Raw genomic sequence first — 26,460 nt, 5'->3', positions numbered from 1 at the left:
CATGATGGTCATGGGCATGACGGTGAGGGGCGGGGCGCTCCGTACGGTGCGTGCGGTGGCGGCGGGGCTGTGCGGACTGGCGCTGGCCGCCGCGGTCACGGCGCCCGCGCGGGCCGAGGGGCAGCACGGCGGCGGCACGCCCGCGCGGAGAACGCAGGGGCCCGGGCAGTGGCAGCTGAAGGACACCGGCACCGACGCGCGCTTTCGCGGGCTCTCCGCCGTCGGGCGCGACACCGCATGGGCGGCCGGATCGAAGGGCACGGTCCTGCGCACCGCGGACGGCGGCCGGACCTGGCGCGACGTGTCGCCGGCCGGCGACTCCGCACTGGAGTTCCGGGACGTCGAGGCGTTCGACGCACGGCACGCCGTCGTGCTCGCCATCGGAGAGGGCGAGGCCTCACGGGTGCTGCGCACCCGGGACGGCGGCGCCACCTGGACCGAGTCCTTCCGCAACACCGACCCGAAGGCGTTCTACGACTGCCTCGCCTTCTTCGACAGCCGTCACGGCCTCGCGGTGAGCGACCCGGTCGACGGACGGTTCCGGGTGCTGTCGACGCGGGACGGGGGCCGCTCCTGGACGGTGCTGCCCGGCGACGGCATGCCGCCGGCCCTGGAGGGCGAGGCGGGGTTCGCGGCGAGCGGGCAGTGTCTGGTCACCTCGGGTCCGCGTGACGTGTGGCTGGCCACGGGCGGCGGCGCGCACGCGCGTGTGCTGCACTCCGCGGACCGGGGACTGACGTGGACGACCGCGCAGAGTCCGGTTCCGGCGGGCGACCCGGCGCGGGGCGTCTTCGCCCTCGCCTTCCGCGACCGATGGCACGGCATCGCGGTGGGTGGCGACTACCGTGCCGACCAGCCGTCGCCGCAGGCCGCGGCGGTGACCGGGGACGGGGGCCGCACCTGGACGCCGTCGGCCCAGCCGCCGCCCGCCTACCGCTCGGGCGTCACCTGGCTCCGGCACGGCGCGGCCCTCGCCGTCGGCCCCACCGGCACCGACGTCTCCCGGGACGGCGGCCGCACTTGGCGCACCGTGGACACGGGCTCCTACGACACGGTCGTCTGCACCCGGGCCGGTGCGTGCTGGGCGTCGGGCGAGAAGGGGCGGATCGCCCGCTGGGAACGCTGACGCCGACCGGAGCCCCGGACCGGTCGCGGCCGTAGCCGGGACGGCCGCGCGGCCGGGGCCGGGGCGCCGGTCAGGAGGGGAGCTGCTGGCGGAAGGCGGAGAGCTCCGGGGCCGTCTTGGTCGCGATGAACTCGGTGATGCGGTACGCGCACACGCCGGCGGTGACGAAGGGGTCGGTGGCCGCCAGGCGCTCGATCGCACCACGGTCGTCGCCGACGGCGAGGATCACGCCGCCGTCGCGCGGGTTCTTGCGCCCGGAGGCGATGAAGACGCCCGAGGCGTAGTGCTCCTCGAGCCAGGCGACATGGGCTTCCAGGGCCGCGTCGACGGCCTCTAGCGGGGCGGTGTAGTTCAGCTCCAGTACGAACATGATCGCGAGCCTACCCCCGGGGCGCGTACGCTCGGCGGCACGATGAGCTCCCTGAACCCTCCCGCAGACTGGCCCACCACCGAGGCACAAGCCCGGGCGGTCCAGGACGAGTTGCGCACGCGCGTCGTGCTCGACGAGCCCGGACCGCCGCCCGGCACCGGACGGGTGACGGGGGTGGACGTCGCCTACGACGACGAACGCGACCTCGTCGTCGCGGCGGCCGTCGTCCTGGACGCGGCCACGCTCGAGGTCGTCGAGGAGGCCACCGCGGTCGGCCGCGTGTCGTTCCCGTACGTGCCGGGGCTGCTCGCGTTCCGGGAGATCCCGACCGTGCTGTCCGTCCTCCGGTCGCTGCGCACCGATCCGGGGCTCGTCGTCTGCGACGGGTACGGGCTCGCCCATCCGCGGCGATTCGGGCTCGCCAGCCACCTCGGTGTGCTCACGGGGCTGCCGACCGTCGGCGTCGCGAAGAACCCGTTCACCTTCGGCTACGCGGAGCCCGGCGAAGGACGGGGCAGCACCTCGGCGCTGGTCGACGGTGCGGAGGAGGTGGGACGGGCCGTGCGCACGCAGGACGGGGTGAAGCCGGTCTTCGTGTCCGTCGGACACCGGGTGAGCCTCGCCGCCGCGTGCGAGCACGTGCTGCGGCTCGCGCCGAGGTACCGCCTGCCCGAGACCACCCGGCGCGCGGACGCGCTGTGCCGCCGGGCGCTGCGCGAGATCTCGTAGGGCATCCGGGCCACCGGGGCCGCGCCTGCCCGCGCGCGGGTGCGCCGTGGCGCTGCGCGGGCCCTCGGGGCATCGGCGAGGTGCGGCTGCCCGCAGCGGGCGACCCGTACCCGGCCGGGCGGGTCACTGCGTGGCGGCCACCCGGAACGTGATGCCCGCCGCCTGGAGGCGCTTCGTCAGGGCGTCGCCCATGGCCGCCACGGTGGTGAGCTGGCCGGACCTGGGCGGGAGATCGTCGAAGGCGAGGGAGAGGGCCGACTCGGCGAGCATCTTGGCCGTTTCGCCGTAGCCGGGGTCGCCGCCCGAGACCTCGGTGAAGACGCGGCGCCCACCGCCCTCGCCGACGAACCGGACCGAGAACCAGCTCCTGGCGCGGCGTGCCTCGTCCGGCCCGTCCCCGGGCTTGAGGCGGCCGGACAGCCAGCGCCTGGCGGGTGGCAGCTGGGCGGCGGCGAGGAGTCCGCCGACGGCCGCGACGCCGCCGACCGCGACGGGGAGCCGGCGCACCGCGGCGTAGTGCCGGTAGCGGAAGTCGGGGCCGTACCGCTCCAGGGCCCGGGCCGAGCGCTGCACGATCTGCGGGTCGATCGTGGGCAGCGGCAGTGCCCACGCGCCGACCTCCTTGGCGTACCGCGGGGCGCTCGGTGGCGCGTACGCCTTCCGCCCCACCAGACGCGGCTCGTGGCGCCTGCGGTCCTGCGCGGCGGCCACCATGTGCCGGCCGCGGGCGAACTGGTTGAGGGCCGAGGCGAACGTACCGCCGGAGAACGTCGCGTTGGAGCGCACGAAACCGTCTACGCGCAGCGGCACCCCCTCGGGCAGCTGCCGCACGGTGAAGTAGGCGCCGAGGTCGTGCGGGACGGAGTCGAAGCCGCAGGCGTGCACGAGCCGCGCTCCGGTCTCCCGCGCGCGGGCGTCGTGCCGCACATACGTCAGGTCGACGAACTCGGGCTCACCGGTGAGGTCGGCGTAGTCGGTGCCGAGGTCCGCGCACGCGGCGACCAGGTCCTCGCCGTAGGTGAGGTACGGGCCCACCGTCGTGGCGACCACGCGGGTGCGGGCGGCCAGTTCGCGCAGCGACGCCGGGTCGGCCACGTCGGCGCGCACGAGTGCGAGGTCCGCGCAGGCCGGGGCGATCTCCGTCAGGCGCTCGCGCAGCCTTTCGAGCTTGGAGGTGCTGCGCCCGGCGATCGCCCAGCGCAGGCCCTCGGGCGCGTGCGCGGCGAGGTACTCCGCCGTGAGCGCGCCCACGAACCCGGTCGCCCCGAAGAGCACGATGTCGTAGGGGCGGTCCGCCCGGTCCGCCGCCCGCTGTCCGCTCATGTCGTCCCTCAGCCCCTCAGCCGTGTGGCCCCCGTGCCGTTGTCGGGGGCCGAGGCTAGCGTGAGGGGTGAGCGGCAGGACCATGACCCCGGAGGTGGCCGTGACGGTCTCCAGCAGATCGTGTGAGATCGCGGAGGAAGCGGGCGAAGTCACCCGGGCGATATCGGGGTGATATCCGGAAGGGTCCGGTTCGGGTGGGCTCGTACCGGAACTCGGCACGCGACCCCTATTGTTCCCCTAATTGACTGAGCGCTTGCTCGTCCAGGTCTTGTGCACGGTGGAACGCGTTCTTAACATCGCTGATGTTACATCAGTTGTGTCACATCGCTGGGGGCCTCATGGCAACGGCAGGGACGGCGGATTCGGCAGGGCTGCCCGCGGGGCACGGCCCGCTCGACGGCGTGCGCGTCGTGGAGCTGGCCGGCATCGGGCCGGGCCCGTTCGCCGCCATGCTGCTCGCCGACCTCGGCGCCGATGTCGTCCGGGTCGACCGCCCCGGCGGCGCCGGACTCGCGATCGATCCGGCCTACGACATCACCAACCGCAACAAGCGGTCCGTCCTGGTCGACCTCAAGTCGCAGGACGGCCCCGAGCAGGTCCTCGCGCTCGTCGAGCGAGCCGACATCGTCATCGAGGGCTACCGCCCCGGCGTCGCCGAGCGCCTCGGAGTCGGCCCCGATGTCTGTCACGCCCGCAACCCCCGGCTGGTCTACGGCCGGATGACCGGCTGGGGCCAGGAGGGCCCGCTCGCCCCGCGTGCCGGACACGACATCGCGTACATCGCCCTCACCGGCACCCTCGGCATGATCGGCAGCCCGGACGAGCCCCCGACCGTGCCCGCCAACCTGGTCGGCGACTACGCGGGCGGCTCGCTCTACCTCGTCGTCGGCGTCCTCGCGGCCCTGCACCACGCCCGGGCGACCGGCGCCGGACAGGTCGTGGACGCCGCGATCGTGGACGGCGCCTCCCATCTGGCCTCGATGATCCACGGAATGCTGGCGGCCGGCGGCTGGCAGGACCGGCGCGGGTCCAACCTCCTCGACGGCGGATGCCCCTTCTACGGCACGTACGAGACGGCGGACGGCCGGTACATGGCGGTCGGCGCGCTGGAGCAGCAGTTCTACGACGAGTTCGTCGACGTGCTCGGCATCCGGGAGGAGGCGCCGGCCCGCAAGGACGTGGCCCGGTGGGGCGAGCTGCGCGAAGCGGTCGCGGCCCGCTTCAGGACACGTACGCGTGACGAGTGGACCGCGCTCTTCGAGGGGTCCGACGCCTGCGTGGCCCCCGTGCTGTCGCTGCGCGAGGCGCCCGGGCATCCGCATCTCGCCGCCCGCGGCACCTTCACCGAGCACGGCGGCATCGTCCAGCCGGCCCCCGCGCCCCGCTTCTCCGCGACCCCCGTGTCCGTGCGCACCGGGCCCGCACAGCCCGGCGCCGACACCGCGGACGTGGCCCGCGACTGGGGCGTACCGGCGCTCGCCGCGCCCCCATCAGCCTCCGCCGATGCGACGCCGGTCTCCGCCCCGTCCGCATCACGCCCGACCGGATCCGCCCCGTCCGGCCCACGTCCGGCCGGTTCCGCCCCGGACTCCGCGCATGCCGTACTCGCCTCCCCACCCGGCACACCCACCCCTGGCCCCGCCCCCGCGCACGACGCACCGAGCGACACGAAGGACGACGCCTGATGCAGATCTCCGTACCGCTCGCCTACGCGGATGACCCGCGGCAGGCCGCCGACGACGTCGCCGCCCTGGAACCGGCGGGCCTCGACGCCGTCTGGGTCGCTGAGGCCTACGGCTTCGACTCACCCACCGTCATGGGCTATCTGGCCGCCCGCACCGAGCGCATGAAGATCGGCGCCGCGATCCTCAACGTCTACTCGCGCACCCCCGCCCTCATCGCGCAGACCGCCGCAGGTCTCGACGCGATCTCCGGCGGCCGGGCGGTCATCGGGCTCGGTGCGTCGGGCCCGCAGGTCGTCGAGGGCTGGCACGGGAAGCGGTACGACAAGCCGCTGGGCCGGACCCGCGAGACGATCGAGCTGACCCGCCGCATCCTGCGCCGCGAGGTCATCGACCACCACGGCATCACGGACATGCCCCTGCCCGGCGGCCTGGGCAAGCCGCTCAAGATCCTCACCCGGCCCGTGCGTCCCGAAGTGCCGCTGTACGTCGCATCGCTGGGACCCGCCAACGTCCGGATGACCGCCGAGATCGCCGACGGCTGGCTGCCCACGCTCTTCCTGCCGGAGAAGGCCGACCGGGTGTGGGGCGCCGCGCTCGCCGAGGGCACGGCCCGCCGCGACCCGTCGCTCGGGCCGCTGGAGACGGTCGCGGGCGGGCTCCTCGCCATCGGGGACGACGCGGCGGCCGTGCGGGACCTCGCCCGCCCCCAGATCGCGCTCTACGTGGGCGGCATGGGCGCCCGCGGCAAGAACTTCTACAACGACCTCGCGGTCGCCTACGGGTACGAGAAGGAGGCGGCGCTCATCCAGGAGCTGTACCTCTCCGGCCGCAAGAAGGAGGCCGAGGCGGCCGTGCCGGACGAGTTCTGCGAGCTCATGTCGCTGTGCGGCCCCGAGGGCTATGTGCGCGAGCGCGTCGAGGCCTTCCGCGCCGCCGGCGTCACCATGCTCAACGTCATCCCTGTCGGCCCCGAGCCGGCCAAGCTGATCGAAACCGTCAAGAGCTGGCTCTGAACACCGACGGCAGGCTCCAGGAGGCCCCCGTATGACCATGGAACGGCAGATCTTCTCGGCCGAGCACGACGCGTTCCGCGAGACGGTCCGCACCTTCCTCGCCAAGGAGGTGCTGCCCCACTACGAGCAGTGGGAGAAGGACGGCATCGTCGCGCGCGAGGCCTGGCTGGCGGCCGGACGGCAGGGTCTGCTCGGGCTCGCCGTGCCCGAGGAGTACGGCGGCGGGGGCAACTCCGACTTCCGCTACAGCGCCGTCATCGCCGAGGAGTTCACCCGCGCGGGCGCCGCAGGACTCGCCATCGGCCTGCACAACGACATCATCGGCCCCTATCTGACCTCGCTCGCCACGCAGGAGCAGAAGCGGCGCTGGCTGCCCGGCTTCTGCAGCGGCGAGATCATCACCGCCATCGCGATGACCGAGCCCGGTGCGGGCTCCGACCTCCAGGGCATCCGCACCACCGCCGAGGACAAGGGCGACCACTGGCTGCTCAACGGGTCCAAGACGTTCATCTCCAACGGCGTCCTGGCCGATCTGGTCGTCGTCGTCGCGAAGACCACGCCCGAGGGCGGGGCGCACGGTCTGTCGCTGCTCGTCGTCGAGCGCGGCATGGAGGGCTTCGAGCGCGGCCGCAACCTCGACAAGATCGGCCAGAAGGCGCAGGACACCGCGGAGCTGTTCTTCAACGACGTGCGCGTGCCCAAGGAGAACCTGCTGGGCGAGCTCAACGGCGCCTTCGTGCACCTGATGACCAACCTCGCGCAGGAGCGCCTGGCCATAGCCCTCGCGGGGATCGCCGGCGCCGAACACCTGCTGGAGATCACCACCGAGTACGTCAAGGAGCGCGAGGCGTTCGGGCGGCCCCTGGCCAAGCTCCAGCACATCCGCTTCGAGATCGCCGAGATGGCCACCGAGTGCGCGGTCACCCGCGCCTTCGTCGACCGCTGCATCGTCGACCACACCGACCACGGGCTCGACGCGGTGCACGCCTCCATGGCGAAGTGGTGGGCCACCGAACTGCAGAAGCGCGTCGCCGACCGGTGCCTCCAGCTGCACGGCGGCTACGGCTACATGACCGAGTACCGCGTCGCCAAGGCCTTCACCGACGGCCGCATCCAGACCATCTACGGCGGGACGACCGAGATCATGAAGGAGATCATCGGCCGCGCCCTGCTCGCCTGACCCTCATTCGAAAGGCTTTTCCAGTGAGCACCGAAGCGTACGTCTACGACGCGATCCGCACCCCGCGCGGACGCGGCAAGGCCAATGGCGCCCTGCACGGCACCAAGCCGATCGACCTGGTCGTCGGCCTCATCCACGAGGTCCGGGACCGCTTCCCGGACCTCGACCCGGCAGCGATCGACGACATCGTGCTCGGCGTCGTCGGCCCCGTCGGCGACCAGGGCTCCGACATCGCCCGTATCGCGGCCATCGCTGCGGGGCTGCCGGACACGGTGGCCGGCGTGCAGGAGAACCGCTTCTGCGCGTCCGGCCTCGAGGCCGTCAACATGGCCGCCGCGAAGGTCCGTTCGGGCTGGGAGGACCTGGTGCTCGCGGGCGGCGTCGAATCGATGTCGCGGGTCCCGATGGCCTCGGACGGCGGCGCCTGGTTCGCCGACCCGATGACCAACTTCGACACCGGGTTCGTGCCGCAGGGCATCGGCGCCGACCTGATCGCCACCGTCGAGGGCTTCTCGCGCCGCGACGTCGACGAGTACGCGGCCCTGTCGCAGGAGCGTGCCGCCGCGGCCTGGAAGGACGGCCGCTTCGACCGCTCCGTCGTCCCCGTGAAGGACCGCTCGGGCCTGGTCGTCCTCGACCACGACGAGTACATGCGCCCGGGCACCACCGCCGACTCGCTCGCCAGGCTGAAGCCGTCGTTCGCGGACATCGGCGAGCTCGGCGGCTTCGACGCCGTGGCCCTGCAGAAGTACCACTGGGTCGAGAAGATCGACCACGTGCACCACGCGGGCAACTCCTCCGGCATCGTCGACGGCGCCTCGCTCGTCGCGATCGGCTCGAGGGCGGTGGGGGAGCGGTACGGGCTGCGCCCCCGCGCCCGGATCGTCTCGGCGGCCGTCTCCGGCTCCGAGCCGACCATCATGCTCACCGGCCCGGCGCCCGCCACCCGCAAGGCCCTCGCCAAGGCCGGACTGACCATCGACGACATCGACCTCGTCGAGATCAACGAAGCCTTCGCCGCGGTCGTCCTGCGCTTCGTCAGGGACATGGGCCTGTCCCTCGACAAGGTCAACGTCAACGGCGGCGCCATCGCCCTCGGCCACCCCCTCGGCGCCACCGGCGCGATGATCCTCGGCTCCCTCGTCGACGAACTGGAGCGCCAGGACAAGCGCTACGGCCTCGCCACGCTGTGCGTCGGCGGCGGCATGGGCATCGCCACCATCATCGAGCGCCTGTAACCCCAGCGGCCCACCAGACTTCCACGGAGAGCATCAGATGACCGAGAGCACCACCATCCGCTGGGAACAGGACGAGACCGGCATCGTCACCCTCGTTCTCGACGACCCCAACCAGTCCGCGAACACCATGAATCAGGCGTTCAAGGAATCCATCGCGGCGATCGCCGACCGGGCCGAGGCCGAGAAGGACTCCATCCGCGGCATCATCTACACCTCCGCGAAGAAGACCTTCTTCGCGGGCGGCGATCTGAAGGACATGATGAAGGCCGGCCCCGAGGACGCCCAGCAGGTGTTCGAGGCCGGTACCGGTATCAAGAACTCCCTGCGCCGCATCGAGACCCTGGGCAAGCCGGTGGTCGCGGCCATCAACGGCGCGGCACTCGGGGGCGGTTACGAGATCGCGCTCGCCAGCCACCACCGGATCGCGCTGGACGCCCCGGGCTCCAAGATCGGCCTGCCCGAGGTCACCCTCGGCCTGCTCCCGGGCGGGGGCGGCGTGACCCGCACCGTGCGCCTCATGGGCATCGCCGACGCGTTGCTCAAGGTGCTGCTCCAGGGCACCCAGTACAACCCGAAGCGCGCGCTGGAGAACGGCCTGGTGCACGAGGTCGCGGAGACCCCCGAGGAGATGATGGCCAAGGCACGCGCCTTCATCGACGCCCACCCCGAGTCGCAGCAGCCCTGGGACGTCCCCGGCTACAAGATCCCCGGCGGCACCCCGGCGAACCCCAGGTTCGCCGCCAACCTCCCCGCCTTCCCGGCCAGCCTCAAGAAGCAGACCAACGGCGCCCCCTACCCGGCGCCCCGCAACATCCTCGCCGCGGCCGTCGAAGGCTCCCAGGTCGACTTCGAGACCGCGCTGACCATCGAGGGCCGGTACTTCACCGAGCTGGTCACCGGCCAGACCGCGAAGAACATGATCCAGGCGTTCTTCTTCGACCTCAACGCCGTCAACTCCGGCGCCAACCGCCCCAAGGGCATCGAGCCGCGCACGGTCCGCAAGGCCGCCGTGCTCGGCGCCGGGATGATGGGCGCAGGCATCGCCTACTCGTGTGCGCTCGCGGGCATCGAGGTGGTCCTCAAGGACGTGTCCCAGGAGGCCGCGGAGAAGGGCAAGGCCTACTCCGAGACCCTGTGCGCGAAGGCCGTCGCCAAGGGACGTACGACGCAGGAGAAGGCGGACGCGCTGCTCGCCCGGATCACGCCGACCGCCGACCCCCAGGACCTTGCGGGCTGCGACGCCGTGATCGAGGCCGTGTTCGAGGACCCGGCGCTCAAGCACAAGGTGTTCCAGGAGATCCAGGGCGTCATCGAACCGGACGCGCTGCTCTGCTCCAACACCTCGACCCTGCCGATCACCCTGCTCGCCAAGGGCGTGGAGCGCCCCGCGGACTTCATCGGCCTGCACTTCTTCTCGCCCGTCGACAAGATGCCGCTCGTCGAGATCATCAAGGGCGAGCGCACCGGCGACGAGGCCCTGGCGCGCGCCTTCGACCTGGTCCGGCAGATCAGGAAGACCCCGATCGTCGTCAACGACTCCCGCGGCTTCTTCACCTCGCGGGTCATCGGGCACTTCATCAACGAGGGCGTGGCGATGGTCGGCGAGGGCATCGAGCCCGCGTCGGTCGAGCAGGCCGCGGCCCAGGCGGGCTACCCGGCGAAGGTGCTGTCCCTGATGGACGAGCTGACGCTGACGCTTCCGCGCAAGATCCGCAACGAGTCGAAGCTCGCCGTCGAGGAGGCGGGCGGCACCTACACCCCGCACCCCGCGGAGGCCGTCATCGACCGCATGGTCGACGAGTTCGGCCGCCCGGGGCGCAGCGGCGGCGCCGGCTTCTACGAGTACGTGGACGGCAAGCGCGGCGGGCTCTGGCCGGGCCTGCGGGAGCACTTCGCCAAGCCCGGTCACGAGATCCCGTTCCGCGACATGCAGGAGCGGATGCTGTTCTCCGAGGCGATCGACACCGTGCGCCTGCTGGAGGAGGGCGTCCTCACGTCGGTCGCGGATGCCAACATCGGCTCGATCCTCGGCATCGGCTTCCCGGGCTGGACCGGCGGCGTGCTCCAGTACATCAACGGCTACGAGGGCGGTCTGCCCGGGTTCGTGGCCCGCGCGCGGGAACTCGCCGAGCGGTACGGCGAGCGGTTCCAGCCGCCCGCGCTGCTGGTGGAGAAGGCGGACAACGGCGAGAGCTTCGGCGACGCCTGACCCGCTTCCCGGGGCGAGCGGCCCGGCCCCCGCGCCGGACCGCTCGCCCCGGCACGGCCCCGCGCCGGGCCACTCGCGCCGGTCCGGCCGGCTGCTGCGCCCCGCGCGCCGGGGCGTCCGCGGCGGCGTCCGGCCACGGGGTGGCTCAGGACTCCTTGAGCCACTCCCGCAGCTCCTCCTTCAGCGACCGCTGGAACGCGGTCACCAGGGCCTGCACCACCATCGGCTGCATGTGCGCCGACAGCGACTTCATCGCGGCGACGTGCTCCGGGTCCGACTCACGGCCGCAGTCGGGCCCGCGGACCTCGTCGCGGAAGAGCTGCGACAGCTCCCGCGCGGCCGCGCGGGAGTGCTCCATCAGAACGCCGCGCGCCGCCAGGATCGTCTCGTGCGCGATCGGCACGTCCAGCAGCTGCACCCCGAGCCGCAGCAGCCCCGGGTCCACATGGAACGTGTCCGGCGTGTCCTCGGCGAGGACGATGACGTTCATCGCGGCGAGCCGGTCCAGGTCCTCGCCGGACAGGGCACGGCCCGCCCGGCGCTCCAGTTCGGCACGGCTCGCCACCTCCGTCGCGTCGGGCGCCCAGGACGCGACCACGGCGCGGTGGATGGCCAGGTCGTGGGCACTCAGGTCGGGCGGCAGCTGCTCCAGGTAGCGCTCGATCGCCGCCAGCGTCATGCCCTGGTGCTGCAATTCCTCGATCAGGGCCAGGCGTGACAGATGCTCCAGGCCGTAGTGGCCGACCCGGCGCGGACCGATCACCGGGGGCGGGATGAGGCCCCGGGTGCCGTAGAAGCGGATGGTGCGGACCGTGACGCCCGCGCGGGCGGCCAGCTCGTCGACGGTGAGCGTCGGCCCCTCGGGGCCGTTCCCGTGCGGCTCCCCGGTGGCGGCCGGTCGTCCGGTGTCCGTCGTCATGGCAGTTCCTCGCCCCTGTCCGCTGTGCACCAATCGAGTGCAACAGTATTGCTGTCTCACCAGTGTTGTGAAAGCGTCCGCCAGTGTTCCGAGAAGTCCGGCGACGTCACCGGCCGGCCACGACGGCCGGCGCGACAGGAGGCGGTCATGACCACGATCCTGCGACTGCCCGGGGACCCCGCCGAACTCACGCTCCCCGCACTGCTGCACCGCAACGCCCAGGACCACGGCGACCGCCCCGCCCTCTCCTGGCGCTCGGGCCCAGGCACCGACGGGTCGTGGACCACCCTCACCTGGTCCGATGCACGCCGTGAGGCGGCCGTCCTCGCCGCCGGCTACGCAGCGCTCGGCGCCGGACGCGGCGACCACGTCCTCATGATGATGGGCAACCGTCCGGAACACTGGCTCAGCGACGTCGCCCTGACCCATCTCGGTGCCGTCCCCGTCACCGTCTACGGCACCGCCGCGCCCGACCAGGTCGCCCATGTCGCCCGGCACAGCCGTGCCCGCCTCGCGATTGTCGAGGACACCCGCGAACCGGCCCGCTGGGAACCCCTGCTGAAGGACCCCACGGTGCCGCTGGAGCGACTGGTGGTCGTGGAACCCGGACCGCAGGACCCGGCGGCCCCGGACGCCCGGCGGGCCCCGACCGCGGGCACCCACCTCCCGTATGCATCCGTCCGCGCAACGGGCCGACGTCTCCACGACCCCGACGCGTTCGAGAAGGCCTGGCGCGAGACACACGCGAGCGACCCCCTCACCGTCCTCTACACCTCCGGCACCACGGGCGATCCGAAGGGTGTCCGGATCAGCCACCGCAATGTGATCCTCAACGCCGTGGCCCTGGACCGCGTGGTGGAGCTGCCCGACCACGTCGAGCACATCTGTTACCTCCCCTTCGCGCACATCGCGGAGCGCATGCTCGGGATCTACCTGCCGGTGTTCCGTGCCTCGCACGTCCGCCTCTGCGCGGACCCGGCGCAGGTGGCCGCGACGGTGCGGGAGCTCCACCCGGCGCAGTTCTTCGGGGTCCCGCGCGTATGGGAGAAGCTCGCCGCGTCCCTGCGTGCCGCGCTCGCCGGGCTCCCGGCGGACCGGATGCGTGCGGTCGAGGCGGCGAACGGGACGGCCCGCGCGTGCGTGGCGTACCGGGAACGCGGCGAGGAGCCGCCGGCCGAACTGGAGGCCGCGTACCGGGAGGCCAAGGAGACGGTGCTCGACCCGCTGCTCGCGCTCGCCGGGTTCGACCGGCTGGTGTGGACCGCCAGCGCGTCCGCCCCCATGCCGCGGGACGTCGTGGCCTTCTGGGCCGGATTCAGCGTCACGATCATGGATGCCTGGGGTCTGACCGAGACGACCGGTGTCGCCACCACCAACAGCCCGTCGGGCTTCCGTCTCGGCTCGGTGGGCAGGCCGCTCGACGGCGTCGACGTCCGTATCGCCGACGACGGGGAGATCCTCGTCCGCGGCGAGACCGTCTGCGAGGGCTATCTGCGCGCGGACGGTTCGGTCGAGAGCGCCCGCGACGCCGAGGGCTGGTTCCCGACCGGGGACGTCGGACGGCTCGATGACGACGGCTTCCTCTGGCTCACCGACCGCAAGAAGGAAATGATCATCACGTCGACGGGCAAGAACGTCTCACCGGCCCTTGTCGAGAACGCCCTCAAGGAGCACCCGCTCGTCGGCCAGGCCTTCGTGCACGGGGACGGCCGCTCCTACCTGGTCGCGCTGCTCGTCCTGGACCCCGAGCTGGCGCCCGCGTGGGCGGCCGCGCGCGGCATCACGGGAGGCGATCTCGGCGCCCGCCCCGAGGTGCGCGCCGAGATCGCCCGCGCCGTGGAGGCGGCCAACGCCGGGCTGAACCGCACCGAGCAGGTCAAGCGCTACCGCCTGCTCACCGAGGAGTGGGGCCCGGACACCGGCGAACTCACGCCCTCGCTGAAGCTGCGGCGCCGGGTGATCCGCACCAAGTACGCGGCCGAGATCGAGGCGCTCTACGGTGCGTGACCGCGTGGACGCGGTGGGCGCCGCAAGACGCCGTTCAACTGGCTTCCGGTTCCTGGACATCCCGTGATCAACATGTGAGAAGTTCCGCTATGTGACCTGCGCCACCGCGTGCCGGGTGGGGCGTAGGGGAAGGTGTTGCGTCGGTCTGTGCCTCGGTCAGGAGTGGCACGGGCCGTGGCACATCCGGACACCGGAGCGATCCGGCTGACCAGAGAGTAGATGCACCACGTGAGCAACAAAGCCGTAGACACGGCACGGGCCGCATCCCGCACAGATGCGACCCAGGCGCCCGCGGACGCGGGCGATGCCGGTTACAGCAAGGACCTCAAGGCCCGCCACGTCAACATGATCGCGATCGGAGGCGCGATCGGCACCGGACTCTTCCTCGGAGCCGGTGGCCGCCTCCACAGCGCGGGCCCAGCGCTTGCCCTCTCGTACCTCGTATGCGGCGTCTTCGCGTTCTTCGTCGTACGCGCCCTCGGTGAGCTGGTGCTCTACCGGCCGTCCTCGGGGTCCTTCGTGTCGTACGCGCGCGAGTTCCTGGGTGAGAAGGGTGCCTACGTCGCCGGGTGGATGTACTTCCTGAACTGGTCGACCACCGGTATCGCCGACATCACCGCGATCGCGCTGTACACGCACTACTGGAGCATGTTCACCAGCATTCCGCAGTGGATGCTGGCGCTGGTCGCGCTCGCGGTGGTCCTGGCCGTGAACCTGATCTCGGTGAAGATCTTCGGCGAGATGGAGTTCTGGTTCGCGATCATCAAGGTCGCGACGCTCGTCGCCTTCATGCTGATCGGCATCTTCCTGCTGGCCACCCAGCACGACGTGGGCGGACACACGCCCGGCCTGAACGTCATCACGGACCACGGCGGCATCCTCCCGCACGGCGTGATGCCCGTCGTCCTGGTGATGCAGGGCGTGATCTTCGCGTACGCGGCGCTGGAGCTCGTCGGCGTCGCCGCGGGCGAGACCGCGGAGCCGGAGAAGGTCGTGCCGCGCGCGGTGAACTCGATCATGTGGCGCGTGGGTCTCTTTTACGTCGGCTCGGTCGTGCTGCTCGCACTGCTGCTGCCCGGGTCGGTCTACTCGGCCGACCAGAGCCCGTTCGTGACGGTCCTGTCGAAGATCGGCATCCCGGCGGCGGGTGACGTGATGAACCTGGTCGTGCTCACCGCGGCCATGTCGTCGCTGAACTCCGGCCTGTACTCGACCGGCCGCATCCTGCGCTCCATGGCGACCGCGGGCTCCGCGCCCAAGTTCACCGCGCGGATGAACCGCAGCCAGGTTCCCTACGGCGGCATCCTGCTCACCTGCGCGGTGTGCGTGCTCGGTGTCGGCCTGAACTACCTCATGCCGAGCCAGGCCTTCGAGATCGTGCTGAACGTGGCCTCCCTGGGCATCATCAGCACCTGGGTGATCATCATGATCTGCCACCTGATCTTCGTTCGCCGGGCCAAGGCGGGCCTGGTCGCCCGGCCGTCCTTCCGGCTCCCCGGCAGCCCGGTCACGGAGATCGTCACGATCGCCTTCCTGCTGGCCGTGCTCGGCCTGATGTGGAACGACCCGGAGGTCGGCCGCAAGACCCTCCTCCTCATCCCGGTGATCGCGGTCCTGCTGGTCGGCGGCTGGTTCGGAGTCCGCCACCGCGTCTCGCAGGCCGAGGACCGGGAGCTCACCGAGCTCACGAAGTAACAGCGCACGGGCCACTGTCGGTGGCCGCCCGTACGGTGGCGTCATGTCGGAGATCACGTATGTCCGAGGTGACGCCACCGTTCCGTTCGCCCCCGGCCCCAAGGTGATCGCCCATGTCTGCAACGACATCGGCGGCTGGGGCAAGGGCTTCGTCCGCGCGGTCTCCCGCCGCTGGCCGGAGCCGGAGCGGGCCTACCGCGCCTGGCACCGCGACCGGGCGCGGAACGACTTCGGACTGGGCGCCGTCCAGCTCGTCGAGGTCGGCCGGTCCCTGTGGGTCGCCAACATGATCGGCCAGCGTGGAATACGCACGAGCCGCAGCGCGGGGCCACCCGTGCGCTACGACGCCATCGGCACCGCGCTCGACGCCCTCGCCGGGCGGGCCGCGGCCCTCGGTGCGTCCGTGCACATGCCCCGCATCGGCTGCGGTCTGGCAGGCGGCTCGTGGCAGCGCGTGGAGCCGCTGGTGGCCGAGCGGCTGGCCCGACGGGGTGTCGCCGTGACCGTCTACGACCACGAGGGATGACGGGCGGCGGGCCACCGAGCCCGATGGAACGCCGATATCCGGCCAACTGTGGCGCATATGTGCGATCACTTGCACAAATGAGCGGGTAGATCACCGGCATGAACCTTGTACCGGAGCGAATAGGCCCCCTGACCCTGAATCTGGGTCCCCTGAACCCGAGGGTGGAGGACCTGGGGGTCGCCGTCGTCGCCTTCGTCCCCCTCTTCCTCGTCGTCGTGCGCATGCTGCGCCGCATCGACCGGGTGCTCGCCGAACGCAGCGACCGTATCGAGGGAGCGGCCGAGCGCGCCGAAGCCGTACGGGCCCGGGCGGAGGCCGAGCGCGTCGGCGCCGAGGAGGTCCTCGCCGAGGCCCGGCACGACGCCGCGCGGATCCGGCAGCAGGCCCATGAGGAAGGTGTTGCGCTCATCCTCGCGGCCCGTGAGGACGGTCTGCGCGAGCGCGAGCAGCTCATCGCGCGGGGGCAGGCCCGCATCGCCGCCGAGCGCGCCGCCGCCGAGGCCGCGCTCCGGCCCGCCGTCCCGGAGCTGGCGTCGGACCTCGTGGCCCGGATCCTCGGTGAGCCGGTTCCCGCATCGGCGTTCGCCGAGCGGTGACGCGAGCGGGCCGTGCCGCGCGCCGCGGGACCCGTCCGCCCGGGCGACGGCAGCCGCCACTGCGCCCCCGCTTCACAACCGACCCTGCTCCCTGACCGCCTCGCGCGGAGGGCGCACGGCACCGGCTCGGGCGGAGGGCGCGGCACCGGCTCGGGCGGAGGCGGAGGGCGCTGGACCGGCTTCCCGGAGGGTGCGCGGCGCCGGCCGCCCGGCTCGTGAGCGTCCCGGCGATGCGGGGCCGCCGCGACCCTGAAGGATCTCCCCGACGCCCGAGATCGCATACTGGAGGAGCAGCCGGGCACCGGGCCCGCGGCGAGGCGGCCCTCGGGGGAGCGCCTCCTGGTAGCGCGGACGAGGAGCGGAGCGCATGACGCACGAAGTGCGCGACGAGGCGAGCATCCGCCGCGACCGCGGCGGCCCCACGCAGGACGGCGCGTCCGTCCGGCACGAGCGCCCCGACCGCCGCCCCGATCCCGAGCCGCCGCCCCGGGGCGGGATGCTCTGGGAGATCGTCGGTGACGTCCGCACCCTGCTCACCCTGCCGCCCGCGCTGACCATGCAGGTCGCGCACCCCGCCATAGGCGCCGGCGTCGACGACCACTCGGTGTTCCGGACGGACCCGTGGGGGCGTGCGGAGCGGTCGCTGGGTTCGGTGCTGCTCTGGGTGTACGGGGGCGACGACGCCGTCGAGGAGGGGCGCCGGCTCCGCGAGCTGCACAGGACCATCCAGGGCACGGACGCGCACGGCCGGCGCTACCACGCGTTGACGCCCGCCTACTACGCATGGGTGCACGCCACCGGCTTCCCCGTCTTCCAGTACTCCGCGCGCTACCTGCGCCGCCGCCCCTACACCGAGGCCGAGGAGCGCCGCCTCTACGCGGAGTGGCTGCAGGTGGGCCGAATCCTCGGCATCAGCGACCGGGACATGCCCCAGACCCTGGAGGAGTTCTGGCCGTACTACCGCAGCGTGCTGGCCGATGAACTGGAGCTGACGACCGTCGCCGAGGAACTGGTCGCCGTCGACCGCCCCGTCCCGGCGCCCGACCGGGGCCCGGCCCTGCTCCGCGTGGTGCTCCGCGCGCTGTGGCCGGCCCTGTGTCCGCTCTTCGTCCGCTTCCGCCGCTTCGTCACGGTCGGCCTGATGCCGCCGGACGCCCGCGAGGCGATCGGCCTGCCGTGGACCGCGCGCCAGGAGCGCCGGCTGCGCCGCTTCGGCCGAGCCATCGCCGTGCTGGTCCCGCTGCTCCCGGCCCGCCTCCGTTACTTCCCCCGGGCCCACCGTGCCCGCACCGCCCCCGGACAGCCCGTCCCGTCTCCCTGACCCCGGGGCCACCGGACCCCCGTCGTGCGGACCTGCCGCAGGAGGGCCGGGAACGGCACCCGCCCGCCCCCGTACCGGCGGACGGGCGGGTGGGCGGAGAGCCCCCCCGGCCCCCGCCGGGGCCGGGAGCCGGGTGCCGCCCCGTCAGTGGGCGGTGTCGTGGATCCGGTTGGTCGCCTGGATCTGCTTCCACGACGCGGGCCGGTGCGGTGTCACCGCGGCGGCAGCGCTGCGGGCGCCGCCCGGCGCGGGCGCCGCGGCCGGCTTGGCCGGCTCGTAGAGCCAGGTGTCGAAGAGGGACACCAGCGATGTGCCGGAGACCTTCTGCGCGTAGGCCACGAAGTCGCCGACCTGTGCGTTGCCGCCGGCCCGCTGCTGCGGCCAGCCCTTGAGGATCTTGAAGAAGGTCTTGTCGCCCACCTTGTCGCGCAGTGCCTGGATGGCCAGGGCCCCGCGGTCGTAGACGGCGATGTCGAACTGGTTGTCCACACCCGGGTCACCGGGCTTGACCTTCCAGAAGGGGTCGTCGGCGGGGTGTTGGGCGTAGACGTAGTCGGCGAGCTGCTGCGCCGTGCCCTCGCCCTCCTTCTCGGACCACAGCCACTGCGCGTAGCGCGCGAAGCCCTCGTTGTTCCAGATGTCGTTCCAGCCGTGGACGGACACACTGTCGCCGTACCACTGGTGGGCCAGCTCGTGCACGACCACCGATACGTTCGCCCCGCTCGCGAACTGCCGCGGGCTGTAGAACGGGCGCGTCTGGGTCTCCACCGCGAAGCCGCTGGTCACATTGGGGACGTAGCCGCCGACCGCGCTGAAGGGGTAGGGGCCGAACACGCTCTCCAGCCACTCCACCACCTCGGGCGTCCGCTCGACACTGGCCTTCGCCGCGCCCGCGTTGTCCCCGAGGTCCTTGCTGTAGGCGTTGACGACGGGCAGCCCGTCCGCCGTCGTGTCGGTCGTGATGTCGAACTTCCCGACGGCGAGTGTGGCCAGATACGTCGCCTGCGGCTTGTTGGACCGCCAGTTGTACGTGGTCCAGCCGAGCTTTGAACTCGTCGACTGGAGGGTGCCGTTGGAGATGGCCTGGTTGCCGTCCGGCACGGCGACCGACACGTCGTAGGTCGCCTTGTCGAGCGGATGGTCGTTCGACGGGAACCACCATGCGGCCGAATCCGGCTCCTGCGCCGCGACGCCGCCGTCGGGCGTGCGGGCCCACGCGGTCCAGCCGTCGATCTTCACCTGGGACGGCTTGTCGGCGTAGCGCACGACGACCGTGACCGGTGTGCCCTTCGGCAGCCCTGCGGCCGGGGTGATCTGCAGTTCGTGGGATCCGGCGGTCGTGAAGGCGGCCTTCCTGCCGTTGACCCGGACCTCGCTGACCTTGAGGCCGAAGTCCAGGTCGAAGCGCGACAGGTCCTGGGTCGTGGTGGCGAGGATCGTCGCCGTGCCCTGAAGCAGGTCCGTCTGCGGCTGGTACCTCAGCCGGAGGTCGTAGTGGGAGACGTCGTAACCGCCGTTGCCGCTGGCCGGGTAGTACGGGTCGCCCAGGCCCGGGGATCCGGGCGAGAAGTCGGCGGCCGACGCCGGGATCGCCAGCAGAAGCGAGGCCGCGAGTGCGCCTGGGGCGATGAGTCTGCGGTGCAGCACTGAAGCTCCAAGTCGTAGGGGCAGGAGGTGCTTTCGACGATATTCAGTACCTGCCGCCGTCGACGTGTCCATGGCCGCACCTGTCACACGATCGCCATTCGGCCGACATGACCGCACGTACACCACGGACCGTTCGCCAACTCGTACTGCCCTCTTTTGCACACCAGTTGGCCGAGGTAGCTTCCGCGCATGCCGATACGCACACCCTTGCGGATATCCATGCGCCGTACAGGCGCCGCCCGAAGAACATGGGTCACGGTGGTCACCGCCGCCCTGATGGCCGTGTTCCTGTCCCCGGCCGCGGCACCCGCGGCCCCGGCCGTCCCCACCGCGGCCGCGGCACCCGCCGCCGCCAAGGCTCCCCGTGAGAGCCGGCCCGTCTACTCCTACGCCCACGCCATCCGCGAATCCGTCTGGGTCGACACCGGGCTCGACGGCGACGGCGACGGCCGTACCGACCGTGTCGCCGCCGACATCGTGCGCCCCGCCGAACCTGCCCGGCAGGGACGCAGGATCCCCGTCATCATGGACGCCAGCCCGTACTACTCGTGCTGCGGGCGCGGCAACGAAAGCCAGAAGAAGACCTACGACGCACACGGCAACCCGGTGCAGTTCCCGCTCTTCTACGACAACTACTTCGTGCCGCGCGGGTACGCGTTCGTCGCCGTGGACCTGGCCGGCACCAACCGCTCCGACGGCTGTGTCGACGTCGGCGGGCGCTCCGACATCCAGTCCGCGAAGGCCGTCGTCGACTGGCTCGGCGGCCGCGCCTCCGCCTGGTCCAGCCGTAGCGGCGGCCACCGCGTCCGTGCCACCTGGACCGACGGGACCACCGGAATGATCGGCAAGAGCTGGGACGGCACCATCGCCAACGGCGTCGCCGCCACCGGTGTCAGGGGTCTGAAGACCGTCGTCCCGATCAGCGCCATCTCCTCCTGGTACGACTACTACTTCGCCCAGGGCGCCCCGCTGTACGACTCGGGCCCCGACTGGCTGTCCGACTACGTGGAGAGCCCGGGGGCACGCGCCCACTGCGCCGCCGTGCAGAAACGTCTCGTCGATGAGGCGCCGCGCACCGGCGACTGGACGCGGCTGTGGAGCGAGCGCAACTACGTCGCCGACGCCCGCAAGGTGCGCGCCAGCGTCTTCCTCGTCCACGGTCTGCAGGACCTGAACGTGCGCACCAAGAACTTCGGACAGTGGTGGGACGCGCTGGCCAAGGCGGGCGTGGAGCGCAAGATCTGGCTCTCGGGGACCGGCCACGTCGACCCGTTCGACTACCGCCGTTCCGCCTGGGTGCGCACCCTGCACCGCTGGTTCGACCACGAACTGCTCGGCTACCGCAACGGTATCGACCGTGAACCGATGGCCGACATCGAGCGCGCCCCGGACCACTGGACCACCGACCGTGTCTGGCCGCCGCGTTCCACCGCCGCCACCACCGTCCGCCCCGGACCCGGCCGGGCGCCCGGCGTCGGCACCCTCGGCCTGCGCACCGCCCCGGCCGGAGCGACCGAGACGTTCACCGACGACCCGAAGCTGAACGAGGACGACTGGGCCGCGCACATCGACGAACCCACCGCCGCCAAGGCCGGGTTCGTGACCCGGCCGCTCAGCCACGACCTGCGCCTGTCCGGCTCGTCGAAGGTCACCGTCACCGCGACTCCGACCACCCCGACCGCGCACCTGTCCGCCGTCCTCGTCGACATCGGCCCCGCCACCATCCGCGACTACACGGACCCGGGCGAGGGCATCACGACGCTGACCGACCGCACCTGCTGGGGCGCGAGCACCGGCGGCGACAGCGCCTGCTACAAGAAGACCGAGGCGAAGACCGCCGACGTCACCCACACCGTCGTCAGCCGCGGCTGGGCCGACCTCGGCACCTGGGCCGACCCGAAGAAGGGCCGCCCCCTCACTCCCGGCACGGCCTACACGCTCACCATCGGCCTCGCCGCGAGCGACCACGTGGTACCCGCCGGACATCGTCTCGCCCTGATCGTCGCAGGCACCGACAAGGACCTCATCGACCCGCCCGCCGACACCCCCGCGCTCACGCTCGACCTGACCCGGACCTCGGCCCGGGTGCCGTTCGTCGGCGGCACAGCGGCGTTCGTCCGCGCCACGTCGGGCAGCCCGGGCGTATCCGCGGCCCCCGCACCCCGTGCGCCCCGGCCCACGGGCCTGACTCCGGCGCGGTCGGCCCACCGTGTCCCCGGAGACGTCGGCCGATGACCTCACGCACCGGGAATGGCCGTCCGGCCGGAACCGGTGCGTGCACGTTCGCCCTCCCCGTCGCCGCGGCAGCACGCGCCGCGGCGGCGGGGACGGCGCCCGCGGTCACCGTCCCCCGGACCCGCACCGGCGCCGACGACGAGCGCTCCCTGCGCGGGAGCGCCGATCGACGGCCGCTGCCCACCGGCTCCTACGCCTTCGCCAGGCCCTCGTCCGTGAGCCGGGCCGCCTCCCGTGCGCACCCCCAGGCGACCGTGACGCCCGCGCCCCCGTGCCCGTAGTGGTGCACCAGCGCCCCGCCGCCCGGCAGCGCCACCCGTTCCAGCCGCACCGCGTCGCGCACGGGCCGCAGCCCGACCCGGTGCCCCAGTACCCGTGCCCCGGCGATCTCCGGCCGGACCGCGGCGCAGCGCTTCACGATCTCCTCGGCGACCGCAGGGTCCGGCTCCAGTGACCAGGCGCCCTCCTCCGCCGTACCGCCCAGGACGAGCCCGCCGGGCTGCGGGAAGAAGTACGTGATGGCGTGCGACGCCGGGTCGGCCGCGGTGTACCACGTCTCGACACCCGGATTCTCGACCACGACCAGCTGCCCCCGTACGGGACGCACCGCGGGGTCGGGCACGAGGGTGTGGGCGCCGAGGCCGGTGCAGTTGACCACGACCGGCGCCTCGGCCGAGGCCTCCGCCAGCGCCCGGACCTCACGCCGCTCGACCGTTCCGCCCGCCGCCGCGAAGCGGTCCTGGAGCCAGCGCAGATGCACCGGCATGTCGATCAGGGGCAGCCGCGCCCACAACCCGGTGCCCCGGTCCGGGCATTCGGCGGGCGTCGCCTCCCGCAGCCCCGGCACCCGGGCCGCCCACGCCCCGAGACCGTCCAGCCGCGTGTCCGCGTGTACGCCCTCGACCATGCGTACGCCGGTCTCCGCAGGGCGCCGCGCCAACTCCGTGTACACGCCGAGCGATACGAGCGACCAGTCGCCGACGAGCTCCTCCGGCTCGATGCGGTACGGCCACCACAGTGCGCCCGCGACCGCCGAGGTGGTGAGCTCGGCGGGCTCCCGCGACCACAAGCGCACCCGTCGTCCGTGCTCCGCCAGGACGACCGCCGTCGTCAGGCCGATGACCCCGCCGCCCACCACGATCACGTCTGCGTCCACGCCGGGACCGTAGCGGAATTCCTGCTGCCGTGCTCACATCACGTTCCGAGTGGGGATACTTCAGACATGTCTGCCGCATACGCGACCTTCGCGCTGGCGCCCGCCATGCGCGCCGGCGGGGTTCTCGCCAACGGTGACTACCAAGTGCACCGGGACTTCGTGGACTTCGTCGTCGACGGACGCCCCCTGCTGTTCCGGCTCGCCGACCTCGACGCGGTGTCCCCGCTCGCCTCCGACGTACCGCCCGCGATCTTCACCGCCCATGTGCGCAGCCTCCTCCTGGAGGCCGAAGCCCCACTGCCCGGCGGGAGGCATGTCATCTACGGCTGCCCGGAGTGCGAGGACATCGCCTGCGGCGCCGTCACCGCGGTCATCGAGCGGGCACCGGACGACAGCGACGACTACGTGTGGCGCGACTTCGCCTGGCAGACCGACGACCACGCCGATCTGGAACGCAACGGGTACCACGGCATAGGGCCCTACCGGTTCCGCGGCGCCGAGTATCGCGCGGCACTCGCCGGTCTGCTGGAGGACACCGCGCGGTCCGCGGAGCCGGTGCGCCGCCGGGTTCTGCTCATCGGCGCCCGCGTCGCCGTCCTCGCCCAGCTGGCCGCAGCACTGCGCACCATCGGCATCGGCGCCGACATCACCGCGGACGCCGACGACGTACCGGCGGAGGAGCTGCGCGGCTACGGCGCGGTGTTCTTCGGCCGCGGGACCGGCGAACCGGAGCGCGCCGCCGTGCTGGACGCCTTCGCGCGCGCCGGCGTGCACGTGGCCGCGGTCGGCGGACTCGCGCCGGTCGTGCCGCTGCTCGTCGCCCAGGTCGAGGACGCGCTGGACCGCACCCCCCGGGACCGGCGCCGCCTCACCGGCCTGACCGCGACCCGTGACAGCGCCGTCGTCGAGGTCTCCTCGGCCTGCCGGGTCCAGCTCGTCGCCTACCGTCTCGACCGCCTCCGGCGCACCCGCACCCACGAGGCCTTCGACGGCGTGCTGGAGCCGGGGGAGCATCTCCTCGCGCTGGACGCGAGGGCGACGAGGGGTGAGGCGTTCGTGGTGGCGCGGACCTCCGGCGGCGTGCTGGTGGCACCGGTGGCCCGCTGAGCGCCCGTCGCCCCGTTCCCCGCCCGTCGCCCCGTTCCCCGTCCGTCGAGCCGGTTTCCGCCCGCCGCCCCGTTCCCCGCCCGTCGCGCCGGTCTCCGGCCCGCCAGCCCCAGCCGCCGCCCCGGCCTGCCCAGCGTCCACACACCCGGACAGCGGGGCGGTGGCCCCGCGAGCCCCTGCCGTTCCCCTTTCCCCGCCCCGTCCCGCACGGAGGGTCCCCGGCCTGCCATTAGGATCCTTGGCCTGATGACTGCCACCCTCGTCGCCAAGAATCTCGCCGCCGGGCACGGCGACCGGTCCCTGTTCTCCGGGCTCGACCTCGTGGTCGCGCCGGGGGACGTGATCGGGCTCGTCGGTCCCAACGGCGCCGGCAAGTCCACGCTGCTGCGCCTGCTCGCCGGGCTGAACACGCCCGAGCAGGGCGAACTGCGGCTCTCGCCGCCCGCCGCCACCGTCGGCCATCTGCCCCAGGAGCCGGAGCGGCGCCCCGGCGAGACGGTGCGGGCGTTCCTGGCCCGGCGCACCGGTGTCGCCGAGGCGCAGCACGTCATGGACGAGGCCACCCAGGCGCTCGTCGACGGCGCACCGGGCGCCGACGACGCCTATGCGGTCGCGCTGGAGCGCTGGCTCGCGCTCGGCGGCGCCGACCTCGACGAGCGCGCCGACGACGTCGCCGACTCGCTCGGCCTGGCCGTCGGCCTCGACCAGCACATGACCTCGCTCTCCGGCGGCCAGGCGGCCCGCGCCGGTCTCGCCTCGCTGCTGCTCTCCCGTTACGACGTCTTCCTGCTCGACGAGCCGACCAACGACCTGGACCTGGACGGCCTGGACCGGCTGGAGAGGTTCGTCCGCGGCCTGCGCGCCGGAACGGTCGTGGTCAGCCACGACCGCGAGTTCCTGGCCCGCACCGTCACCAAGGTGCTGGAGCTGGACCTCGCGCAGCAGCAGATCGCCCTGTACGGCGGCGGCTACGAGGCGTACCTGGAGGAGCGGGAGGTGGCGCGCCGCCACGCGCGCGACGACTACGAGGAGTACGCGGACAAGCGGGCGGCGCTCCAGGAGCGCGCGCAGACGCAGCGCTCCTGGATGGACAAGGGCGTCAAGAACGCCCGCCGCAAGGCCGGCGACAACGACAAGATCGGCCGGAAGTTCCGCAGCGAGGCGAGCGAGAAGCAGGCGTCGAAGGCCCGGCAGACGCAGCGCATGATCGAGCGCCTGGAGGTCGTCGACGAACCCCGCAAGGAGTGGGAGCTGCGCATGGAGATCGCGTCGGCCCCGCGCTCGGGCGCGGTCGTCGCCACGCTGCGGGACGCCGCCGTGCGGCGCGGCGACTTCGCCTTCGGCCCGTTGACGCTCCAGATCGACTGGGCGGACCGGGTGGCCGTGACGGGCGCCAACGGCGCGGGCAAGTCGACACTGCTGGGCGCCCTGCTCGGCCGGCTGTCCTTGGACTCCGGCCATGCGGCACTCGGTCCGGGCGTCGTCGTCGGCGAGGTCGACCAGGCCCGCAAGCTCTTCCACGGCTCCGAGTCCCTCCTCGACGCCTTCTGCGCGGCCGTCCCCGACACGGAACCCGCCGACGTACGCACGCTCCTCGCCAAGTTCGGCCTCAAGTCCGACCACGTCCTGCGCCCTGCCACGAGCCTGTCCCCGGGCGAACGCACCCGGGCGGCCCTCGCGCTGCTCCAGGGCAGGGGAGTCAACCTCCTGGTCCTGGACGAGCCGACCAACCACCTCGACCTCCCGGCGATCGAGCAGCTGGAGTCGGCCCTGGCGAAGTATCAGGGCACGCTCCTGCTGGTCACGCACGACCGGAGGATGCTGGAGGCCGTGCACACGACGAGGCGGCTCGAGGTGGCCGGAGGCAAGGTCACGGAGGTCTAGCGGCTGTCTTGGGGCGCCTCGCCGTGGGGCGTTCACGCCCGCCCGGGTGCCGGGGTCGCCCCCGCCGCGGGTCGCCCCCGCGCCCGACCGTCACCGACGTGGCGGAACGCATCGTGCCCTGTTTCCGGTGCCGGCCCGGCACCGGAAACAGGGCACGTCGTTCCCGAGCCCCGTGACCGGACTCCCGCCGCCCTGCGGGCAGACGACGGGAGTCCGGCGGAAGACGCCCCTAGATGATCGATTCCAAGGGGTCAGTGGCCATATACGGTCAGTGAGCGCATGACGGGCTGTCCTGCGTGGTCGTTGTGCCAGATCGCGGCGGTCATTGCGAGGATGCGTTGCATGACGCGGACGACGACACCGCCGGGTGTGCAGCCTCGGTGCTGTTCGAGATCGAGTCGGCCCTTGAAGGTCTCGTTGACCGACTCGATGACCTGCCGCAACGGCTTGAACCGGGACGCTCCGGGCCGCTCCGGCTCGCCTCTGCGGGCCGG

The 26,460-nt window shown here is 72.6% G+C and carries 20 protein-coding genes and 1 pseudogene; 15 read left to right on the top strand and 6 right to left on the bottom strand.

Features of this window, described 5'->3' with window-relative positions:
• Positions 1–16 precede the first annotated feature (16 nt).
• Positions 17–1,126: a WD40/YVTN/BNR-like repeat-containing protein gene (locus tag ACWCP6_RS34865; RefSeq protein ID WP_450936645.1), complete on the top strand. Its 1,110-nt coding sequence runs from the start codon at positions 17–19 to the stop codon at positions 1,124–1,126.
• Between the two features lie 70 nt (positions 1,127–1,196).
• Here the strand turns inward: ACWCP6_RS34865 and ACWCP6_RS34860 are convergent, their stop codons facing one another.
• On the bottom strand, positions 1,197–1,496 hold the full coding sequence (locus ACWCP6_RS34860) for a YciI family protein (protein ID WP_450936644.1): 300 nt from the start codon (positions 1,494–1,496) through the stop codon (positions 1,197–1,199).
• 42 nt (positions 1,497–1,538) lie between these two features.
• Here ACWCP6_RS34860 and ACWCP6_RS34855 point away from each other — a divergent pair, with 42 nt between their 5' ends.
• Complete coding sequence (locus ACWCP6_RS34855) at positions 1,539–2,225, top strand: endonuclease V (RefSeq protein WP_450936643.1); 687 nt, start codon at positions 1,539–1,541, stop codon at positions 2,223–2,225.
• Positions 2,226–2,348: 123 nt separating this feature from the next.
• Here the strand turns inward: ACWCP6_RS34855 and ACWCP6_RS34850 are convergent, their stop codons facing one another.
• The gene (locus ACWCP6_RS34850; protein ID WP_450936642.1) at positions 2,349–3,548 is read right to left on the bottom strand and encodes a saccharopine dehydrogenase family protein; all 1,200 of its coding nucleotides are present in this window, start codon (positions 3,546–3,548) and stop codon (positions 2,349–2,351) included.
• A gap of 338 nt (positions 3,549–3,886) precedes the next feature.
• On the opposite strand from ACWCP6_RS34850, the gene ACWCP6_RS34845 reads away from it, so the two are divergent.
• The 5 genes from ACWCP6_RS34845 to ACWCP6_RS34825 are packed head-to-tail and all read left to right on the top strand — an operon-like array spanning position 3,887 to position 10,873.
• Entirely contained in the window at positions 3,887–5,233 is a 1,347-nt protein-coding gene (locus ACWCP6_RS34845; RefSeq protein WP_450936641.1) for a CaiB/BaiF CoA transferase family protein, read from the top strand.
• Positions 5,233–6,246: an LLM class F420-dependent oxidoreductase gene (locus tag ACWCP6_RS34840; protein ID WP_450936640.1), complete on the top strand. Its 1,014-nt coding sequence runs from the start codon at positions 5,233–5,235 to the stop codon at positions 6,244–6,246. Before ACWCP6_RS34845 ends, ACWCP6_RS34840 begins: the two co-directional genes overlap by 1 nt.
• A gap of 37 nt (positions 6,247–6,283) precedes the next feature.
• On the top strand, positions 6,284–7,426 hold the full coding sequence (locus ACWCP6_RS34835; RefSeq protein WP_450936653.1) for an acyl-CoA dehydrogenase family protein: 1,143 nt from the start codon (positions 6,284–6,286) through the stop codon (positions 7,424–7,426).
• Between the two features lie 23 nt (positions 7,427–7,449).
• Positions 7,450–8,664 carry an acetyl-CoA C-acetyltransferase gene (locus ACWCP6_RS34830; protein ID WP_450936639.1) on the top strand — a complete coding sequence of 405 codons (1,215 nt, stop codon included), beginning with the start codon at positions 7,450–7,452 and terminating at the stop codon, positions 8,662–8,664.
• Between the two features lie 37 nt (positions 8,665–8,701).
• Positions 8,702–10,873: a 3-hydroxyacyl-CoA dehydrogenase NAD-binding domain-containing protein gene (locus tag ACWCP6_RS34825; RefSeq protein WP_450936638.1), complete on the top strand. Its 2,172-nt coding sequence runs from the start codon at positions 8,702–8,704 to the stop codon at positions 10,871–10,873.
• A 145-nt stretch (positions 10,874–11,018) separates the two neighbouring features.
• Here the strand turns inward: ACWCP6_RS34825 and ACWCP6_RS34820 are convergent, their stop codons facing one another.
• On the bottom strand, positions 11,019–11,792 hold the full coding sequence (locus tag ACWCP6_RS34820; RefSeq protein ID WP_450936637.1) for a MerR family transcriptional regulator: 774 nt from the start codon (positions 11,790–11,792) through the stop codon (positions 11,019–11,021).
• Between the two features lie 147 nt (positions 11,793–11,939).
• On the opposite strand from ACWCP6_RS34820, the gene ACWCP6_RS34815 reads away from it, so the two are divergent.
• From ACWCP6_RS34815 to ACWCP6_RS34795, 5 genes are all read left to right on the top strand, one after another.
• The gene (locus tag ACWCP6_RS34815) at positions 11,940–13,799 is read left to right on the top strand and encodes an AMP-dependent synthetase/ligase (protein ID WP_450936636.1); all 1,860 of its coding nucleotides are present in this window, start codon (positions 11,940–11,942) and stop codon (positions 13,797–13,799) included.
• Positions 13,800–14,027: 228 nt separating this feature from the next.
• Positions 14,028–15,494 (top strand): amino acid permease, encoded by a 1,467-nt coding sequence (locus ACWCP6_RS34810; RefSeq protein WP_450936635.1) that lies wholly within the window; start codon positions 14,028–14,030, stop codon positions 15,492–15,494.
• A 43-nt stretch (positions 15,495–15,537) separates the two neighbouring features.
• Positions 15,538–16,020 carry a macro domain-containing protein gene (locus ACWCP6_RS34805; protein WP_450936634.1) on the top strand — a complete coding sequence of 161 codons (483 nt, stop codon included), beginning with the start codon at positions 15,538–15,540 and terminating at the stop codon, positions 16,018–16,020.
• 98 nt (positions 16,021–16,118) lie between these two features.
• A complete protein-coding gene (locus ACWCP6_RS34800; RefSeq protein ID WP_450936633.1) occupies positions 16,119–16,616 on the top strand; it encodes a F0F1 ATP synthase subunit B family protein in 498 nt (165 codons plus the stop codon).
• Between the two features lie 496 nt (positions 16,617–17,112).
• Complete coding sequence (locus ACWCP6_RS34795; RefSeq protein WP_450936652.1) at positions 17,113–17,937, top strand: oxygenase MpaB family protein; 825 nt, start codon at positions 17,113–17,115, stop codon at positions 17,935–17,937.
• Positions 17,938–18,081: 144 nt separating this feature from the next.
• Here the strand turns inward: ACWCP6_RS34795 and ACWCP6_RS34790 are convergent, their stop codons facing one another.
• Positions 18,082–19,581, bottom strand: a complete 1,500-nt coding sequence (locus ACWCP6_RS34790) for a M1 family metallopeptidase (RefSeq protein ID WP_450936651.1) — start codon at positions 19,579–19,581, stop codon at positions 18,082–18,084.
• Between the two features lie 192 nt (positions 19,582–19,773).
• On the opposite strand from ACWCP6_RS34790, the gene ACWCP6_RS34785 reads away from it, so the two are divergent.
• On the top strand, positions 19,774–21,819 hold the full coding sequence (locus ACWCP6_RS34785) for a Xaa-Pro dipeptidyl-peptidase (RefSeq protein WP_450936632.1): 2,046 nt from the start codon (positions 19,774–19,776) through the stop codon (positions 21,817–21,819).
• 190 nt (positions 21,820–22,009) lie between these two features.
• Here ACWCP6_RS34785 and ACWCP6_RS34780 read toward each other — a convergent pair whose 3' ends face one another.
• Positions 22,010–22,975, bottom strand: coding sequence for an FAD-dependent oxidoreductase (locus ACWCP6_RS34780; RefSeq protein WP_450936631.1), 966 nt, complete (start codon positions 22,973–22,975; stop codon positions 22,010–22,012).
• Positions 22,976–23,041: 66 nt separating this feature from the next.
• Here ACWCP6_RS34780 and ACWCP6_RS34775 point away from each other — a divergent pair, with 66 nt between their 5' ends.
• Both ACWCP6_RS34775 and ACWCP6_RS34770 read left to right on the top strand, forming a co-directional pair.
• Positions 23,042–24,082: an oxidoreductase gene (locus ACWCP6_RS34775; protein WP_450936630.1), complete on the top strand. Its 1,041-nt coding sequence runs from the start codon at positions 23,042–23,044 to the stop codon at positions 24,080–24,082.
• A gap of 246 nt (positions 24,083–24,328) precedes the next feature.
• Positions 24,329–25,966, top strand: coding sequence for an ABC-F family ATP-binding cassette domain-containing protein (locus ACWCP6_RS34770; protein WP_450936629.1), 1,638 nt, complete (start codon positions 24,329–24,331; stop codon positions 25,964–25,966).
• A 251-nt stretch (positions 25,967–26,217) separates the two neighbouring features.
• Here the strand turns inward: ACWCP6_RS34770 and ACWCP6_RS34765 are convergent.
• A pseudogene (locus ACWCP6_RS34765) lies at positions 26,218–26,460 on the bottom strand (IS982 family transposase); the annotation flags it as partial.

It is taken from the genome of Streptomyces sp. NPDC002004 (assembly GCF_053593975.1).
Note: the sequence above shows the minus strand (reverse complement) of the source record. Positions and strands in the feature narration are given on the sequence as shown.

Bases quoted from the DNA above. Each gene is read 5' to 3' on its own strand.
- ACWCP6_RS34865 (WP_450936645.1), top strand. From the start codon at position 17: ATGACGGTGAGGGGCGGGGCGCTCCGTACGGTGCGTGCGGTGGCGGCG.
- ACWCP6_RS34860 (WP_450936644.1), bottom strand. From the start codon at position 1,496: ATGTTCGTACTGGAGCTGAACTACACCGCCCCGCTAGAGGCCGTCGAC.
- ACWCP6_RS34855 (WP_450936643.1), top strand. From the start codon at position 1,539: ATGAGCTCCCTGAACCCTCCCGCAGACTGGCCCACCACCGAGGCACAA.
- ACWCP6_RS34850 (WP_450936642.1), bottom strand. From the start codon at position 3,548: ATGAGCGGACAGCGGGCGGCGGACCGGGCGGACCGCCCCTACGACATC.
- ACWCP6_RS34845 (WP_450936641.1), top strand. From the start codon at position 3,887: ATGGCAACGGCAGGGACGGCGGATTCGGCAGGGCTGCCCGCGGGGCAC.
- ACWCP6_RS34840 (WP_450936640.1), top strand. From the start codon at position 5,233: ATGCAGATCTCCGTACCGCTCGCCTACGCGGATGACCCGCGGCAGGCC.
- ACWCP6_RS34835 (WP_450936653.1), top strand. From the start codon at position 6,284: ATGGAACGGCAGATCTTCTCGGCCGAGCACGACGCGTTCCGCGAGACG.
- ACWCP6_RS34825 (WP_450936638.1), top strand. From the start codon at position 8,702: ATGACCGAGAGCACCACCATCCGCTGGGAACAGGACGAGACCGGCATC.
- ACWCP6_RS34820 (WP_450936637.1), bottom strand. From the start codon at position 11,792: ATGACGACGGACACCGGACGACCGGCCGCCACCGGGGAGCCGCACGGG.
- ACWCP6_RS34815 (WP_450936636.1), top strand. From the start codon at position 11,940: ATGACCACGATCCTGCGACTGCCCGGGGACCCCGCCGAACTCACGCTC.
- ACWCP6_RS34805 (WP_450936634.1), top strand. From the start codon at position 15,538: ATGTCGGAGATCACGTATGTCCGAGGTGACGCCACCGTTCCGTTCGCC.
- ACWCP6_RS34800 (WP_450936633.1), top strand. From the start codon at position 16,119: ATGAACCTTGTACCGGAGCGAATAGGCCCCCTGACCCTGAATCTGGGT.
- ACWCP6_RS34795 (WP_450936652.1), top strand. From the start codon at position 17,113: ATGCTCTGGGAGATCGTCGGTGACGTCCGCACCCTGCTCACCCTGCCG.
- ACWCP6_RS34785 (WP_450936632.1), top strand. From the start codon at position 19,774: ATGCCGATACGCACACCCTTGCGGATATCCATGCGCCGTACAGGCGCC.
- ACWCP6_RS34775 (WP_450936630.1), top strand. From the start codon at position 23,042: ATGTCTGCCGCATACGCGACCTTCGCGCTGGCGCCCGCCATGCGCGCC.
- ACWCP6_RS34770 (WP_450936629.1), top strand. From the start codon at position 24,329: ATGACTGCCACCCTCGTCGCCAAGAATCTCGCCGCCGGGCACGGCGAC.